This is a genomic window from Kribbella alba, from assembly GCF_039529635.1.
Taxonomy (GTDB): domain Bacteria; phylum Actinomycetota; class Actinomycetes; order Propionibacteriales; family Kribbellaceae; genus Kribbella; species Kribbella alba.
This window is the reverse complement of sequence record NZ_BAAANE010000001.1, coordinates 337,652-352,017: the sequence shown is the minus strand read 5'-3', so window position 1 is coordinate 352,017 and position 14,366 is coordinate 337,652. Positions and strand designations below refer to the sequence as shown.

Sequence of the window (14,366 nt, the reverse complement as noted above, 5' to 3'; positions counted from 1 at the left end):
TCCAAGGAGTCACCGGTGCTGAAGAAGGTTCTGCTGGTTCTCCTGGCCGGCGTCGGTGGATACTTCATGTACAAGAAGACCCAGCAGGCCCGCGCCGAGCAGGACCTCTGGGCCGAGGCCGTCGACCCGGTCACACCGGGTCGCTGACCACCCCCACGGGGGCGTAGCTCAACTGGCAGAGCACTGCCTTTGCAAGGCAGGGGTTAGGGGTTCGAGTCCCCTCGTCTCCACAACCTTCTTTCTCCTGGTCAGAGCCTAATTCCCGGCTCCCTCCCCCACCGAGGTTGACCGCCAGATCCATCCACGTGCCACACGCGTGCCACATCAGGCCTGCTCACGAGCATCCTCAATCCGGGCGCTCAGCCCATCCGCGATGTGCCGGTCACGGTCCTTCGAGATGTGTTGGTAGATCATCGCCGCCCGCGAGCTGGCGTGACCCATCCGCTCCATCAGCTCCCGCAGGGTGGCACCTTGGGCAGCCGCCAGAGTATTGCCCGTGTGCCGCAGATCGTGAAAGTGCACAGCCGGTACGTCCGCCTCGGAAAGGCCCGCGACCCAGATGTCTCGGAAGTTCTGTCGCCGCAACCTCCCGCCCTTCTCCCCCACGAAGGCCAGACCATCAGGACCGGTCTCAGAGAACTTCGCCAGGTGCGACCGAAGGTCAGCAAGCAGCGCGCCGGGTATGGCCACACGACGCCGCCCGGCAGCCGACTTCGGACCCTTGATGATCAACTGCCCGTTGGACAGCTCGGCCTGTGACTGGTGAACCCGGACAAACCCCGCCTCAGCGTCAACGTCCATACGGCGGAGCGCAGCCAGCTCACCGAATCGCAGGCTTGTGAAGGTGGTTAGGAGCACCAGCATCCGGAAACGAGACGGCATCACGTCGGCGACCTGGAGAACTTCACGCACCGTCAGTACCGGTCGCTCAGGACTCCGGTCATCGCCGGCACCCTTGATCCGACACGGGTTTCGCCTGATCAGCCCATCGTCCACAGCCGTGCTCATGACGGCTCGCAGGAGCCGGTAAGCCGCGGCAACGGATGCCTCACCAGTCCACCGTCGAGCAGCTCGGCGCGCCACCGGCGAACGTCCGCCTCGCGCACCTTGTTGACCGGGAGATTTGCCGAACGTCGGGAGCACCTGAACGCGGAAGGCGACCTCGTAACGCTCCCGAGTCGTATCCGCGAGCCTCCGCTCAGCCAGGCAGGAACTGCCGAACTCCCCCACTATTTGCAGGCCGATCCTGCGAGATGGGATGACTGGAAGGCGGCAGTTCGTCGCGCCTCGAGGGCGGGGGACCGACCCGCTCGTCGAGAACCTCTACCGCGACGAGTAACCGGATCCGTCGCGACTCGAGCGGTTGTTCCGGTGAGCTGGTGCTACCGCCCTGCGAACCGCTCCAGGGCGCCGAGCAGACCAACGAGATGCGACAGCTCATGCCAAGCGGTCTCAGGTTCAACGTCACCCCCGCTCGCGAACATTCGCCAGGTCGCCACTCAGTTGGCCCACCGTCAGCGACTCGGCATCTCTGCTCATGTCGAACGCATCGTCCACCTGGAGATGCCAGTAGTAGTCGTCCTGCAGAGCGACCTCTGACCCAAGCCGCTCCTCCGTTGCAGTCAAGGCTCGACTCAGTGCGGATCGGAGTTCTTCGATACTGACAAAGAGCGGTTCGGCCATGCCGGAAGCCTGTCAAACGACGTCGGCAACGTCCGCACATGCCGCACTGAGGGCGACCACGATAGCCCGACCATGCCGCTGTCGGGGCGCAGCACGGCGTCAGGCGTCCGCGGGCCCAATGTCGCCCTTGTCCTCTTCAACGGGACATTCGAGTCTTCGCGAGACTACTTCGGCCTGACGCATGGCACGCCTAAGTCCTGTTGACATGTCGAAGTGGGCCAGCCCCAGGACGACGGTCTCCCCGCTCATCGGCACCACGGCTGGGGGCACCCACGCGAACACCGCCCCCTGCTCGCGAGTCACCGTGACTGCCCGAATGGTGTCTACGGGGATCCGCTGGCTTCGCACACCCGCGAAGGGCTTCACAACCAGTCCCTGGCCGTCCGCGAAAACGCCGCTCCGCAGGGCGAAGGGCGAGGCCCAGGCCGAAGGTGACTATCACTGCAGGTATGCCGTACATGACCCATTCGAAGGCGTCATGCTGGGCGTAGTCCGGCAGCGGTTCGAATAACGACGGCAGTTCCAGGCCAACGAATATCAGGCCTATGGCAGCGATGACCCATCGCCATGGGCTCCTGCCGATTGCTCTCCGTCGCACGGCCAGAGTGTAGGCGAGTGGGGCAGCCCTCCCATTGCACGGCGGGCGCCCGCTCATGTAGCCGCGATCCGCGCGTCAGCTGACGGAGGACAGCCAGCTAGGCCGCTCTCTGCCGAATTTGGCTCTTATGGATCAAGGCGCGCCTTCGGCGCGCGGCGCGGCGTGCGCGTGCGGCCTCCGGCCGTTCACCGCCGCGCCCGCTCTCGGTGTCTTTCCTGAGGACCAAGGGGCATTGCCTCCGGCGGGGGCCTCACGACTCCGGGATGACGGGTCCGATTTGGCCGGCTAGTTCGGAAGTCGGGTCGGGGCCAGGTCGACCTATGTGCGGGCAGCGCACATCGGCGAACCGGGCACGTGTGCGTCTCGCCCCGATCAGGTCATGTGCTTCGACCTGGTGAACATGGCCATGACCAGTCCGACCGGCCCCAGGACGCCGTACATCGGGTGGTAGATGCCCTTCGCCTTCGCTAGGTACTCCGCAGCGTCGTACCACCTGATGATGCAGACCACGAGCGATGCGAGAACCGCCAAACCAGTCAGCCGCCTAGGCCAACCCTGCATAGCTCCGGCGAGAAGACCGAGCACAACCGCGCCCACCGTCGTCGCAGATGCCACAGCGAACGCCCGCCAGAACTTCCGCCATGATTGCTGCACGCGGAGGGAAGATGTGCGACTCGGACGACATGCCCGCATCATAGATGCCGTGGCCCCAGGTCGGCTTTGCTGACGGATTTGCTAACAAACGGTGTGGATCGGGGTGGACGATCAGGCACGAGCCGGGCCGGATCCACGCTCACGCCGGTGCGAGTGAATGCCCGCGTGGACCGGTGCGGACGGGTCTGCGGCAACTTTGAATCTCAGTTCCAAACTGCCGCTACGCCTGAACAGGACCGCCGGGGTGGAGACGCCTGTCTAGCCAGCGAGGCCATTTTGGCCATCGGTTCTCCCAGTCCAGCTTCCACGACCGATTAGCGAAGCCAACAGGATCGAGCTCAATCCCTCGTTGCCCGATCAGCTCACCGTGTTCACGCAGCAGTTCCCGCAGTCGCGGCAGGTCCACCTCGTCAGTCAGGTCCAGGACAACTTCCTCGTTCTCCGCCCTCGTCCGGATAACCCGACCCGTCTCGGTTAGCGCCGCTTTGTACTCGCCGCACTCAACGTCGATCGCTTCCATCCAGTCTGCGGCCCATGCGAGCGACGGGAACATGTACACGTCCACATCGTCGAACAGGAACACAACTCGTGGGTCGATATCGGACACGTCCTCATCATCACGCCGTACCCTCGCCTTGCAGGGAACCGACGTGCGACAAACGTGCCACACGGAGCGCACCCTGACGGGCGTAGCCGGTTAGTCACGGTCACAAACGAGCTCGTCTTCCGCACGGCGGATCTGCGCACAGGTACGCGTACGCCACGGGATCGCCTTTGCAAGGTAGGGGTTAGGGTTCGAGTCCCCTCGTCTCCACAACCTTCTTTCCCCAGGTCACGGCCACATTCGACGCCTGACCGGCCAGGTAGCAAGAGAATCTCCTGACTCTCCGTGCCCTCCGCGTGCCCTTTCACTTCGAGTCCGCCGCGTTCCGAGCCGTATCAATGAGCGTGCAGACCAGGGGTTGGAGCCGGACATGCACCACGAGCTACGTCCGACCGACGTTGGCGTCGGGCTCGGTAGCCACGACCCTGGCGTCGCGACCTTCACCGCCGATCTGTATCACCAGGGCATGTTCCCCCTGATCGTTTTCACCAGGGCGAACGCTCCCACCACAGTGGAGCGTTTCCCCCGAGGCGAGGCAATCCACTACGCCGAGCACGCCCGGAACTCGGCGTACCAGCGAACGCCATAGTCATCGAGCCCCGAGCCACCAACACCGGGGAGAACCTCGTTCTCACCCGAGCCGCCCTGGCTGAACGCGGCATCTTCCCCCAAGTCGGTCACCCTCAGCTCCCGGCCTTACCAGATCCGCGCCACCTGTCTGCCAACTGATCCGCAACATGGCCGGCGCGCTCTATCGAGGACTGACGTCGTCACGGGTGGCGGCCTGGTCGGCAGCGGCCGGTTCCCTCCTGATTTCCGCAACCAATCAGCGGCATCTCCGATGCCGCGTTGGGTTCGGCTGACCCAGAATCGAAGGCACACCAGCTGACGCTCGAGGACGCGCGGACGGCGAGCCATCGCACAAGGAGGAAAGTCATGTCATCGGGAACAATCACCACAAGCGACAGCGTCGAGATCTTCTTCAAGGACTGGGGAAGCGGTCAGCCGATCGTGTTCAGCCACGGTTGGCCGCTGTCAGCCGACGACTGGGACAACCAGATGTTGTTCTTCCTGCAGCACGGGTATCGCGTCGTCGCCCATGACCGCCGTGGTCACGGCCGATCGACCCAGACCGGCGACGGTCACGATATGGACCACTACGCCGACGATCTGGCCGCGGTCGTCGAACATCTCGACCTGCACGACGCTATCCATGTGGGCCATTCGACCGGCGGCGGCGAGGTTGCCCGCTACCTGGCGCGACACGGCGAAGGCCGGGCCGCCAAGGCCGTCCTGATCGCAGCGGTGCCACCGCTGATGGTGAAGACCGACGCCAACCCCGACGGCCTGCCCAAGGAGGCCTTCGACGACCTGCAGGCACAGCTGGCGGCAAACCGCTCGGTGTTCTATCGCGCGCTGCCGTCGGGACCGTTCTACGGGTTCAACCGGCCGGGCGTGGAGCCCTCCGAGGCGATCATCGACAACTGGTGGCGCCAGGGCATGATGGGCGGGGCGAAAGCCCACTATGACGGCATCGTCGCCTTCTCGCAGACCGACTTCACCGAAGACCTGAAGAAGATCACCCTGCCGGTGCTGGTGATGCACAGCGAGGATGACCAGATCGTGCCGTACGTCGCCTCGGGCCCACGCTCGGCGGAGCTGCTCAAGAACGGGGTTCTCAAGACCTACAAGGACTTTCCGCACGGCATGCCGACCACACAGGCCGACGTGATCAACGCCGACCTGCTCGAGTTCTTCAGGTCTTAAGCACCCAACCCGTTCTCACGCCCAGGCTTCCCAGCGGCTCGGACGTGAGAAGCCTCGGCGGTGGAGTCGCGCCCTAGACCTCGTCACCGCTCCGCTTCGAATGAACGAAGAAGCCCGGCCGGTCGAAGCAACCGCACCATGCCGGTTCGCGACGCCATGGCTACGCATGCGCCGCGCCTTGACCCTGGACGGCTTGTCGCCAGCAGCCTGCGTAGCCCAGGCTGCGACGCTTCCGTCCCGCGGCCAGCCGCCAGAGGGCTCTACACCGGGGCGGCTGGTCGCGGGGCGCCCGATCCTCAGGGGTGGGGCCGACTTCGACCTCGAGCTGATCGAGAACCGGACGCTCGACGGCAACACCCAAGAGCTCATCTACCGACCCGCCCTCCATTGACCTTTTCGCGGAAGAAGTTTGAGCTAAGGCCTGGTCGTTGTGGGACGTCCGCATCTGCCGCCGAGAGGGAAGCGCGAACATGCCGAGATCAGTACGGCTGATCTTGACGCCGGACTGTCGCTAGCATCGTCGGCATGGCAACGCGGCTTGTTCAAATCAACATGAAGGCTCGGGACGATTCCGTGCTGGGCGGTTTCTGGGCGGAGGCGCTCGGCTGGGGAGTCTCGAGCGAGGGACCCGGCGTGACCAACCTCGAACCCGAGGGCTTCGTCTACCCCGACCCCGTCGCCGTCTGTCTCGACCTCGTCGCCTCCCCGGAACCCAAGACGGTAAAGAATCGCGTGCACGTCGACCTCGCCGCTACCTCGGCTGCCCATCAGAAGGAGCTGGTGGCGCGCTTAAAGGGTCTCGGCGCAACACCCGCCGACGTGGGCCAGGGTGACGTTCCATGGACGGTCATGGCCGACCCGGAGGGTAACGAGTTCTGCGTGCTGGACTCGCTGTATGGAGACACCGGACCGATCGCCACGGTAGTGGTCGACTGCGCGGATCCGCGAGCCATGGCCCGCTTCTGGGGCAAGGCCATGGACTGGACCCTGCATAAGGTGACCGACCACAACGCGGTACTGCGCTCCGCCAAGGGCGTCGGCCCATATCTGCAGTTCCTCCGCACACCCGACGTGAAGACCGTGTGGAACCGAGTCCATCTCGACCTCCGCCCATACCCAGGTGACGACCTGGAGGCCGAGGCGGCCAGACTGCGGACTCTCGGCGCCACCGCCATCGACCTAGGCCAGAGCGATGTCCCGTGGACGGTCCTCGCCGACCCGGAAGGCAACGAGTTCTGCCTCCTCGCCCCAGGCTGACCCAAACCCTCTTCATCCGCTCACTACGCCCACGAGCCCGGACTTGCGACGCGCCCTAGCCGGCATTGCCTACAAGCAATTCGGCACGTCCGGAGCAGCCGCTGTCCGTGCTATCACGCCGAGATCGGGTCCCCTCGGCGAACCGAACGGCGGCACGGATCACTGGTGCTCGAACACACTTCGCGAGCCGACGCCGGTAGTCTCCGGGATCGTGGACCTTCTTCAGGCAGCCGCCGCCCAGTTCGAGCGAACTGTCGCAGGGTCCCGATCGGCTAACAAACGGATGCCCCGGGCGCAGCCGGCAATAGGCGAGCCATCCGTTCCCCAGCTGTGCAACATCGAGGACACCCGCTTAGGAATGGCGGCGCGCGCGGCCAGCGGAGGCTGAGCCAGGCCACGCAGGAGGGGGCGACCTGCGGCCACGGCGGCACGGAACTCAGCCAGGTGTTCAGCCCTTGGTGCGCAGCTTCCAGGGTCAGAGTGTCGCCGGTGTCCCCTAGTCTCCGTGGCCATGACGGATGCATCTTTTGTCGCCGCTACGCGGGACTCGTACGACGCCTTGGCCAACGAGCATGCCGACGTGGTGGCCTCAGGAATGGAGGACAGGCCCCTCGACCGCGCGCTGTTCGCCGCTTTCGCAGAGTTGGTGCGAGCCGGCGGCAACGGCCCCGTCGCCGACGTCGGCTGTGGGCCGGGCCGGGTGACGATCCTGCTGTCCAGCCCGGGGCTGGACGCATTCGGCATTGACTTGTCGCCCGGGATGCTGGCGTTGGCCCGTCGAACCTACCCACAGTTGCGGTTCGAGGAGGGGTCAATGCTGGCGTTGGAGTTGCCGGCCGCCTCCCTCGGCGGACTGCTCGCCTGTTACTCGATCATCCACATCCCGTGGGAACAGCGGCCGCAGGTCTTCACCGAGTTTCACCGGGTGCTCGCACCAGGCGGGCTGTTGATGCTGGTCTTCCAGATCGGCGATGAGAGGGGGCATCGCGCTGAGTTCTTAGGCACGCCTGTCTCCCTCGACTGGTACCGGCAACAGCCGGACGAGGTCGCCGATCTGCTGCGCGAGGCGGGCTTCGAGATGTCGCTGACGGCAGTACGTGAGCGTGAGGGCACGGAGAAGACCACACAGGGCTACCTCCTGGCCCGCAAGCCCCGGTGATGAATGCCTGACGGCATCTCCAACAGGGGCCCGTATCCAACGGTCCGTCAGCTGGGTTCAGGTATCCAGCACAGGCAAAACGGGTGGCCTGCGGGATCGGCGTAGACCTGGAAACCGCGAGCGGCTGCGCGATCTTCGGCAGCTTTCAACAGTCGACCACCCAAGCTGATCACCTGCTCGTGGGCAGCGTCGACGGCGTCGATGCCGACGAGGTAGAAATCGAGGTGCATCTGCTGCGGAGCCCCGTCGGGCCACTCCGGCGGCACATGGTCCGGTGACAACTGGACACCAAGCGCATACCCGCCATCGACCCAGATGGCGCGCCATGTGTCGCCCCACTCCTCGACAGTGCCATCCAGGAACGCTGCCCAGAACGCAGTCTCCACATCGATGTCCGCAGCGTCGAAGACGATCATCCGATGCTTGATATCCATGGCTCGCTGATCGGTCACCTGGGCAGTGTGGCAGCCAGCCAGGACCACCGTACGGATCCTGGCCCTGGTCCCTGGCCACGGATCACTGGCCGGATCACTCCACGCAGAGGCAGAAGGGGTGCCCAGCCGGGTCGAGGAACACCCGAAAGGTCGTACCGGGCTGGTGGTCGTGCTTGGTGGCGCCGAGGTCGAGCACCGCCGCTTCGCCGACGTCGAGGTCATCGACGATCACGTCGAAGTGCATCTGCTGGGGCACCTTCTGGTCCGGCCAAACCGGGGGTGTGTAGTCCTCCACCTGCTGGAAGGAGATGCAGTGCCCGTAGTCAGCGCGGACCTCAGCCCAGCCGGCGGAAACCTCGACCTTCCAATCCAGCATCGCGCCGTAGAAGGTCGCGAGGGCGCCGGGATCGGGGCAGTCGATGACGATGCTTGGAAAGCGTGCGATAGCCATGCCGGAAACGCTACCTGCGATTGCGGACGATCCGTGTCCGGATGACGCACCTGCCGGTCTCAGGGCTCCGTTGGCCGGGCCTCGGACTCGCGGGACACCTTGTGTCGTGCCGTTGCCTTGTGCCGGGGCCTGCCGCGGCCTTCCGCCGGCGTGGAGAAGGTGCTCAGACCCTTGAGCACCTGCAAGTAGATCAACGCAGCCTGGGTGCGAACGAGCTTGTCTGATCGGCGGGAGAGAAGTCGTCCAAGCGACGGCACGCCCAAGGTCTGCAGGCCGGTGCGGGTGGCCCGGTGCAGGGTGCCGTGCGTCACGCCGGAATCAGCCGGCGCCTGTCTGCCCGTCACCCGCACCGGCTGCTGTCTGGCCAGCGTCGCCCGGACCGGCCGCTGGCTGCTCGTTGTCGTCTGAACCACGGACATAGCCCGGCAGGGAGCGCACTACCTCGGGCGGCAGAGCCAAGCCGTCTTCATTGGCGGGGTTGACCGCCAGCCACAGATCCTGGCCTGGCCAGTTGGCGGCGAGCTCCGCGATCGGGAGTCGCACGGCTGTCGCGGGATCCGCGCCTGCGGCCCGCAGGGCGTCCTCCGTGAGGAACACAGGGATGTACTGCGTGCCGCCCTGCTCGATCACCGGCAGCGTGATCGCGCCCTCGGGCCGTTCCTCGCCCTCGGCCGGCGGCTCCTGAGGCAGCAGCGCGATACTGGCGGCGAGCTCGCTGAGCACCTTCTGGGCGTTCATCCTGTCCCTCTGGGCCGCAGCTTCGTCCACACCTCCGGCACGCTGGGCATCGCTGACCGTCTGGTCTTCCGAGGTGCTCATGGTGGTTCTTCCTCTCACGGAGTTCCTCACCGGCACTTCCACGCTAGGTCTCCCCCTCTGCGCGACACATCACGTGTTCTGGCAGTCCACCGCCTGCAGGACTGCGGCAGAACGTCGGTGAATTCTGCGCGCTGTCCTTCGCTCAGTAGCTGCTGAGGGCAAAGGCCGCGGTCAGTTCTCTCGGTAGCGGGGTGGCGCTCGAGGGCGTCTGTAGGCCAGAAGGTGGCGAGGGCCCAGCGATGAAGCCGACGAGATGTTCTGTTGCCGAGGGCTACGAGATTGTTGCCTTTGGCTACGAATATTCGGGTGGGCGTGACAGTTGGTTCACGGATTGTCACGGGTTACTCACCGTTTGTTTGCGGGTGCGTGCAGATGTCCGGATCGGCCTAGCGGGCGGGTGAGCCGACAGCTGAGTCTCTGTTGAGGAAGCGACATGGAGTGACCCACTGACGACGTGATCATGCGGGGACCGATCGGGCCTGCGTGAGTGCGACTACGGAGGATCCGGACACGTGCTCGAGACCTATCGTGGCATCCCCCACCTGCTGGACACGTGGCTCGTATTGACCGGGATGGCCCTTCCGGTCGCGATCTCGTCGGCCCGGAGGCCCGGCAACGTGGTCCCACGGCTGGCATCCCTTCTGTTGCCGGCGTCGGTCGCGCTGATTCTCGCGGCGACACTGAGCCCGACCGCGCAGCGGCTCGCGGCGGTGGGGCAATGCGGAACCCACCTGACGACCACCGGCGGGCTGACCTCGCTGCAAGGGCTGCTGAACGTGCTCCTGTTCGTCCCGGCGGCGGGGATGTTGACGCTCGCCAGCGGGCGCCCGGCCGACGGGATCGCGGCGGGGATCGGATTGTCGGCGGCGGTCGAGGCCATCCAGGCGTTGGTACCGCCGCTCGGGCGGTCGTGCCAGCTGCACGACCTGATCGCGAACACGCTCGGCGCCTTCGCCGGCGTCGGACTCGCGGCTGCCCTGCAGATGATCACCCGGACGCGGGTGCTGACGAGTCCCGCGTACGTCGTGGAGCACAGCGCAGTACTGGTGATTCGGGGCGGTGGGACGGCGCGGCATCGGCGCGGTGGGTTGGTGCCCCGGCCCGTGCCGGTGATCGCGAAGTCCGCCAGCAGGTTGCGTCCGGCGGCAAGGGTGCGCTGACGGACGTCAGGTGAAGAAGTGAAGAGGCCTCAGTGAACGGCCGCATAGTTTTCCACAGGGTGTGGATGGACCGGGGGATGAACCGTCACCTGCCTGCAGATATCCACAGGTCAGGGCCGGACGTCGAGGCCGAGTGCGGTGGCGATGACGATGGCCTGGGGGAGGTCGATGATGGCGTTCTTCAGGTCCACCGTGAGTGGGTCGAGCATGGAGAGATCTGAGCCGCGCAGGTCGCACCCGGACAGGTCGGCCCGCTGCATCCAGGCGCCGGAGAGGTCGACGTTCCGGAGTACGGCCTTGGCCGCGCGCAGGCCGGTGAGGTCCGCCTCGCGCAGCTTCACGCCCGAGAGTTCAGTACTGCGTAAGTCGGCGCCCGGGAGTCCGACGAAGGACCAGTCGCCGCCCTCCACCTTCAGCAGGTTGAAGGTGCAGTCGTCGAACATGCTGCCCATCAGCTTGCACCGCGTGAACGTGCTGTCGAAGAAGGAGCAGCGGATGAACGTGCAGTTCACGAACGCCGCGTCGGTGTGGGTGGACGCGTTGAAACGGACTCCCCTGAACGTGCACTCCTCGAACACCCCGCCGCGATTCGTCACCTCGGTCAGGTCGGAGTCGATGAACAGCACTCGCGTGTACGTCTGCCCGGACGGATCGGCGTCGTCCCAGTCCCGGATCGTGGATTCGGTCGGCGGCGCGGAACGCCCGTGCTTGCGGTCTGCCACAACACTCCTTCAAGTCGGCTCACTGCATTGTGACGACCTCGACGGACAAATTTCAGCCGATCGTCAATCGCAGCGGGCAGGATGTGGAGGATGACCGGATCAGAGCGGGTGATGGTTTTCGGTGCCGGCGGCTTCCTCGGCGGCAGGATCTGCACGCTGCTCGCCGAGCGCGGGATCGAGCACCGCGGCATGACCAGGAGCACCGGCGACCCACACAGGCGGTTCGACCTCGCCATCGACCACCACTACGCGCTGGATACCCAACTCGGGATGTACAAGCCGACCGCGATCATCAACGCGGCCGCGGCGACCCACGGCGACGTCCGGGCGCTGACGCTCGGCAACGTGGTCGCCGTGGAGGCCCTGCTGTCCTCGATGCGGAGCCACGCGAACAATGCGCGATTCGTTCAGATCGGTTCGGCCGCGGAGTACGGCGGGGCGGCGCGCGGGACGAGTCAGGACGAGCAGGCGGAGCTGCGCCCGGGTGCGGCGTACGGATTCACCAAGCTGGCCGGGTCAGAACTCGTACTGCGGGCCCAGCGGAACGGCGCCGACGCGGTGGTGCTCCGGTCGTTCAACATCAGTGGACCGGGCTCCCCCGAGACCACCCTGCTGGGGCGCATCATCAGGCAACTGGGGACCACCGACACGCTGCAACTGGGGTCACTCGACGCCTGGCGGGACTACGTCGATGTACGGGACGTCGCTGAAGCGGTTGTGGCGGTGGCGACCGCTGACGAAACGCTGCCGCCGGTGCTCAACGTGGGATCGGGGCAGGCCGCGCTGGCCAGGGATGTCGTCAACCGGTTGGTCGAGCTGAGTGGAACGGATACGAAGGTCGTCGAGGGTGCCGTTCACGCAGGGCATGCCGGATCGCCGGCCGACGCGGTGCCGTGGCAGCAGGCCGACACCACCCTGATCGCCAAGCACCTCGGGTGGTCGAGCAAGATCGGCCTAGACCAGTCCTTGATGGACACCTGGGCAGCTCGCGCTTGAATGGGCGGGTGGAGATCCGCTCAGCCTGTCAGCCCGCCCCCGACCGGGTTCCACCCGCGGTCAACGAAGATCTGGTGCTGAGCGGGCCGGATTTCGTCATCGTGCTGGACGGGGCGACCGCGCCGCCGGGGATCGAGTCCGGGTGCCGGCACGACGTCGCCTGGTTGGTCGGACGGCTCGGTGGCCAGTTGGTCGTGCCGTTGCTGGGGAGGTCCATGGCGTCGCTCGCGGACATCCTGGCCGACGCGATTGCCGCGGTCTGCGCGGCGCACGCGGAGACCTGCGATCTCGCGAATCCGGACAGTCCGTCCTCGACGGTGTCGATCGTGCGAGCCGCGGAAGATCAGGTCGAGCATCTCGTGCTCGCGGACTCGCCGATCGTGCTGCGTTCGCCTGATCGGCGGATCACCGTTGTCGCGGACGACCGGATCGACCTGCTGCCGGAGTACACGTTCCAGACGGTTCGGAGGCTGCGGAACCAGCCGGGCGGCTTCTGGGTGGCGAGCACCGCGCCCAAGGCGGCGTACGAAGCAGTGAGGGGTACTACGGAACGCGTCGAGGTGGAGGTGGTCGCGCTGTTGACCGACGGCGCGTCACGGTATGCCGAGCGGTACGGGCACAGCTGGCAGGACCTGGTCGCGCTGCTCGAGACCGATGGCCCGCAGGCGTTGATCGATCGCGTCCGCGCCTACGACACCAACGCGGCGGACGGCACCTTCCGCGGCAAACGTCACGACGACGCGACCGCGGCGATCTGGCGCCTCTAGTTAGGCTCCTGCCACGCGCCGCCGCCACCTTGTTCCTGACCCCCGTACGACGGGAACGAGCGAGGTGGTTCCGCCGGTTGCCCCGCTCCGAACCCGGGCCGCGGCGCGTACCGCGGCGGCAGCCCCAGTGGAACCTGGCCTGCGACCGGGCCGGGTGGAACCTGACCAGGCAATGCAGGCGCGTGCTGCCCCGGCGGATAGTGGCCCGGCGGATAGTGGCCCGGCGCGTGGTGGGTCGGACCCGCGGAGTGAGGCGGTGGGAAGAGGCCGAGGGCTTTGGCTCGAGTGTCCTGCCAGGTGGTGATGCGGAGCAGGAGTAGCGAGATCATGACGCCGGCGGCGATCAGCAGGACGGTGGCAATGGTGAAGCCGATGTTCACCGCGAGGGCGACGCGGACCATGTAGTCCTGCAGGTCGTAGATGTCTACATAGTCGCCAGTGGCGTCGGCGGCATCGATGCGATCGGCAACACGGATCATCCACACGAGGAAGCTGACGACCGCGAAGCCGCCTCCGCCCACGATGATCACCCAGAAGGCCGTCCACGAACCCCACCAGCCGTACAGCAGTTTGCGGAGCTCACCTGACCTGGCACCAGCGGGCTGCACTTCTGGCTCGCTCGCCCGGGCGACGTCCTCGATCACCTGCAGCGGATACCAGAACTGGATGATCGGGCAGAACCAGCCGCCGACGATCCAGCCCGGCGCATGCCGATGGGCGGCGCTGTGAGAGTTGTAGCCGCCTTGGTAGCTGGCTGCGAAGGCGGGCTTGATCGCCTCCGTGTTCTCCCGGGCCTGCCAGAGCCAGACCAGGAAGATGATCCCGGTGGCGACGAACAGGTAGCCGGCCAGGTCGAGCAGTGGCCCGGTGCCGGCGATCGTCCGGGCCCCGCGGTCGATCTCGTCCTCGGAGAGCAACCCGTAGACGAATCGCTTGACGCCTTCATACGAGGACCAGAGCGCGATCGACTGGATCACGGCGACGATCGCTGTGAGCCCCATCATCGCGATGCTGATCAGCGCAGTCAGCCGCGACGGCCGGTATTTCGGCGTCGGGCGCACCACCCGATATCCCGCATGCCCCACCGGATAGCCCGCAGGCCCCACCGGATAGCCCCCGGGCGCCACCGGACGAGACGCCGGCGGCCCGGCATACGGCCCTGCCTGTCCGTGATACTGGCTCACGGCTCCCCACCTCCCCAGTCCCCTCGCTAGACAAGTTAACCCAGCGCAGGGTGCGGCCAGAGGTTGTCCACAGGTCAATAGCTGCAGTTTGGAGCGGCCTCGAAAGGCTGG

17 protein-coding genes and 1 tRNA gene are annotated in these 14,366 nt (G+C 66.1%); 9 read left to right on the top strand and 9 right to left on the bottom strand.

Translation table 11 applies throughout. From position 1 onward, the window contains the following. Positions 1-15: 15 nt before the first annotated feature. Together ABD210_RS01740 and ABD210_RS01735 are read left to right on the top strand one after the other, a co-directional pair. Positions 16-147 (top strand): DLW-39 family protein, encoded by a 132-nt coding sequence (locus ABD210_RS01740; RefSeq protein ID WP_425552603.1) that lies wholly within the window; start codon positions 16-18, stop codon positions 145-147. 10 nt (positions 148-157) lie between these two features. Further along, positions 158-230 (top strand) — tRNA-Ala (locus ABD210_RS01735). Positions 231-324: 94 nt separating this feature from the next. Here the strand turns inward: ABD210_RS01735 and ABD210_RS01730 are convergent. The 4 genes from ABD210_RS01730 to ABD210_RS01715 form a co-directional block, all read right to left on the bottom strand. After that, complete coding sequence (locus tag ABD210_RS01730) at positions 325-1,008, bottom strand: tyrosine-type recombinase/integrase (protein WP_344107840.1); 684 nt, start codon at positions 1,006-1,008, stop codon at positions 325-327. 456 nt (positions 1,009-1,464) lie between these two features. Beyond that, the gene (locus ABD210_RS01725) at positions 1,465-1,683 is read right to left on the bottom strand and encodes a hypothetical protein (RefSeq protein ID WP_344107838.1); all 219 of its coding nucleotides are present in this window, start codon (positions 1,681-1,683) and stop codon (positions 1,465-1,467) included. 970 nt (positions 1,684-2,653) lie between these two features. Further along, on the bottom strand, positions 2,654-2,812 hold the full coding sequence (locus ABD210_RS01720; protein ID WP_344107835.1) for a hypothetical protein: 159 nt from the start codon (positions 2,810-2,812) through the stop codon (positions 2,654-2,656). 343 nt (positions 2,813-3,155) lie between these two features. Next, positions 3,156-3,542 (bottom strand): hypothetical protein, encoded by a 387-nt coding sequence (locus ABD210_RS01715; RefSeq protein ID WP_344107833.1) that lies wholly within the window; start codon positions 3,540-3,542, stop codon positions 3,156-3,158. 367 nt (positions 3,543-3,909) lie between these two features. Between ABD210_RS01715 and ABD210_RS01710 the strand changes: the two genes are divergently transcribed. The 4 genes from ABD210_RS01710 to ABD210_RS01695 all read left to right on the top strand — a co-directional run bounded on the left by ABD210_RS01710 (position 3,910) and on the right by ABD210_RS01695 (position 7,722). Then, positions 3,910-4,128, top strand: a complete 219-nt coding sequence (locus tag ABD210_RS01710; RefSeq protein ID WP_344107831.1) for a hypothetical protein — start codon at positions 3,910-3,912, stop codon at positions 4,126-4,128. Between the two features lie 347 nt (positions 4,129-4,475). Continuing rightward, the gene (locus ABD210_RS01705; RefSeq protein WP_344107829.1) at positions 4,476-5,306 is read left to right on the top strand and encodes an alpha/beta fold hydrolase; all 831 of its coding nucleotides are present in this window, start codon (positions 4,476-4,478) and stop codon (positions 5,304-5,306) included. Positions 5,307-5,831: 525 nt separating this feature from the next. Further along, on the top strand, positions 5,832-6,563 hold the full coding sequence (locus ABD210_RS01700; RefSeq protein WP_344107827.1) for a VOC family protein: 732 nt from the start codon (positions 5,832-5,834) through the stop codon (positions 6,561-6,563). A 511-nt stretch (positions 6,564-7,074) separates the two neighbouring features. Continuing rightward, complete coding sequence (locus ABD210_RS01695; protein ID WP_344107824.1) at positions 7,075-7,722, top strand: class I SAM-dependent methyltransferase; 648 nt, start codon at positions 7,075-7,077, stop codon at positions 7,720-7,722. A 47-nt stretch (positions 7,723-7,769) separates the two neighbouring features. On the opposite strand, the gene ABD210_RS01690 is transcribed toward ABD210_RS01695, so the two are convergent. From ABD210_RS01690 to ABD210_RS01680, 3 genes are all read right to left on the bottom strand, one after another. Further along, a complete protein-coding gene (locus ABD210_RS01690) occupies positions 7,770-8,174 on the bottom strand; it encodes a VOC family protein (protein ID WP_344107822.1) in 405 nt (134 codons plus the stop codon). 76 nt (positions 8,175-8,250) lie between these two features. Further along, complete coding sequence (locus ABD210_RS01685) at positions 8,251-8,607, bottom strand: VOC family protein (protein WP_344107820.1); 357 nt, start codon at positions 8,605-8,607, stop codon at positions 8,251-8,253. 318 nt (positions 8,608-8,925) lie between these two features. After that, positions 8,926-9,426: an SseB family protein gene (locus tag ABD210_RS01680; protein WP_344107818.1), complete on the bottom strand. Its 501-nt coding sequence runs from the start codon at positions 9,424-9,426 to the stop codon at positions 8,926-8,928. Positions 9,427-9,938: 512 nt separating this feature from the next. Between ABD210_RS01680 and ABD210_RS01675 the strand changes: the two genes are divergently transcribed. After that, positions 9,939-10,586: a VanZ family protein gene (locus tag ABD210_RS01675; RefSeq protein ID WP_344107816.1), complete on the top strand. Its 648-nt coding sequence runs from the start codon at positions 9,939-9,941 to the stop codon at positions 10,584-10,586. Positions 10,587-10,696: 110 nt separating this feature from the next. On the opposite strand, the gene ABD210_RS01670 is transcribed toward ABD210_RS01675, so the two are convergent. Continuing rightward, positions 10,697-11,308, bottom strand: coding sequence for a pentapeptide repeat-containing protein (locus ABD210_RS01670; RefSeq protein WP_344107814.1), 612 nt, complete (start codon positions 11,306-11,308; stop codon positions 10,697-10,699). Between the two features lie 90 nt (positions 11,309-11,398). Here ABD210_RS01670 and ABD210_RS01665 point away from each other — a divergent pair, with 90 nt between their 5' ends. Then, positions 11,399-12,304: an NAD-dependent epimerase/dehydratase family protein gene (locus ABD210_RS01665; protein ID WP_344107812.1), complete on the top strand. Its 906-nt coding sequence runs from the start codon at positions 11,399-11,401 to the stop codon at positions 12,302-12,304. An 8-nt stretch (positions 12,305-12,312) separates the two neighbouring features. Continuing rightward, positions 12,313-13,071 carry a protein phosphatase 2C domain-containing protein gene (locus ABD210_RS01660; protein ID WP_344107810.1) on the top strand — a complete coding sequence of 253 codons (759 nt, stop codon included), beginning with the start codon at positions 12,313-12,315 and terminating at the stop codon, positions 13,069-13,071. Here the strand turns inward: ABD210_RS01660 and ABD210_RS01655 are convergent. Further along, a complete protein-coding gene (locus ABD210_RS01655) occupies positions 13,068-14,255 on the bottom strand; it encodes a DUF4328 domain-containing protein (RefSeq protein ID WP_344107807.1) in 1,188 nt (395 codons plus the stop codon). The two genes, ABD210_RS01660 and ABD210_RS01655, sit on opposite strands and share 4 nt — an antisense overlap. Positions 14,256-14,366: the final 111 nt, after the last annotated feature.

Coding starts and splice junctions, on each gene's coding strand:
- ABD210_RS01730 (WP_344107840.1), bottom strand. CDS start 1,008: ATGAGCACGGCTGTGGACGATGGGCTGATCAGGCGAAACCCGTGTCGG.
- ABD210_RS01725 (WP_344107838.1), bottom strand. CDS start 1,683: ATGGCCGAACCGCTCTTTGTCAGTATCGAAGAACTCCGATCCGCACTG.
- ABD210_RS01710 (WP_344107831.1), top strand. CDS start 3,910: ATGCACCACGAGCTACGTCCGACCGACGTTGGCGTCGGGCTCGGTAGC.
- ABD210_RS01705 (WP_344107829.1), top strand. CDS start 4,476: ATGTCATCGGGAACAATCACCACAAGCGACAGCGTCGAGATCTTCTTC.
- ABD210_RS01700 (WP_344107827.1), top strand. CDS start 5,832: ATGGCAACGCGGCTTGTTCAAATCAACATGAAGGCTCGGGACGATTCC.
- ABD210_RS01695 (WP_344107824.1), top strand. CDS start 7,075: ATGACGGATGCATCTTTTGTCGCCGCTACGCGGGACTCGTACGACGCC.
- ABD210_RS01685 (WP_344107820.1), bottom strand. CDS start 8,607: ATGGCTATCGCACGCTTTCCAAGCATCGTCATCGACTGCCCCGATCCC.
- ABD210_RS01680 (WP_344107818.1), bottom strand. CDS start 9,426: ATGAGCACCTCGGAAGACCAGACGGTCAGCGATGCCCAGCGTGCCGGA.
- ABD210_RS01665 (WP_344107812.1), top strand. CDS start 11,399: ATGACCGGATCAGAGCGGGTGATGGTTTTCGGTGCCGGCGGCTTCCTC.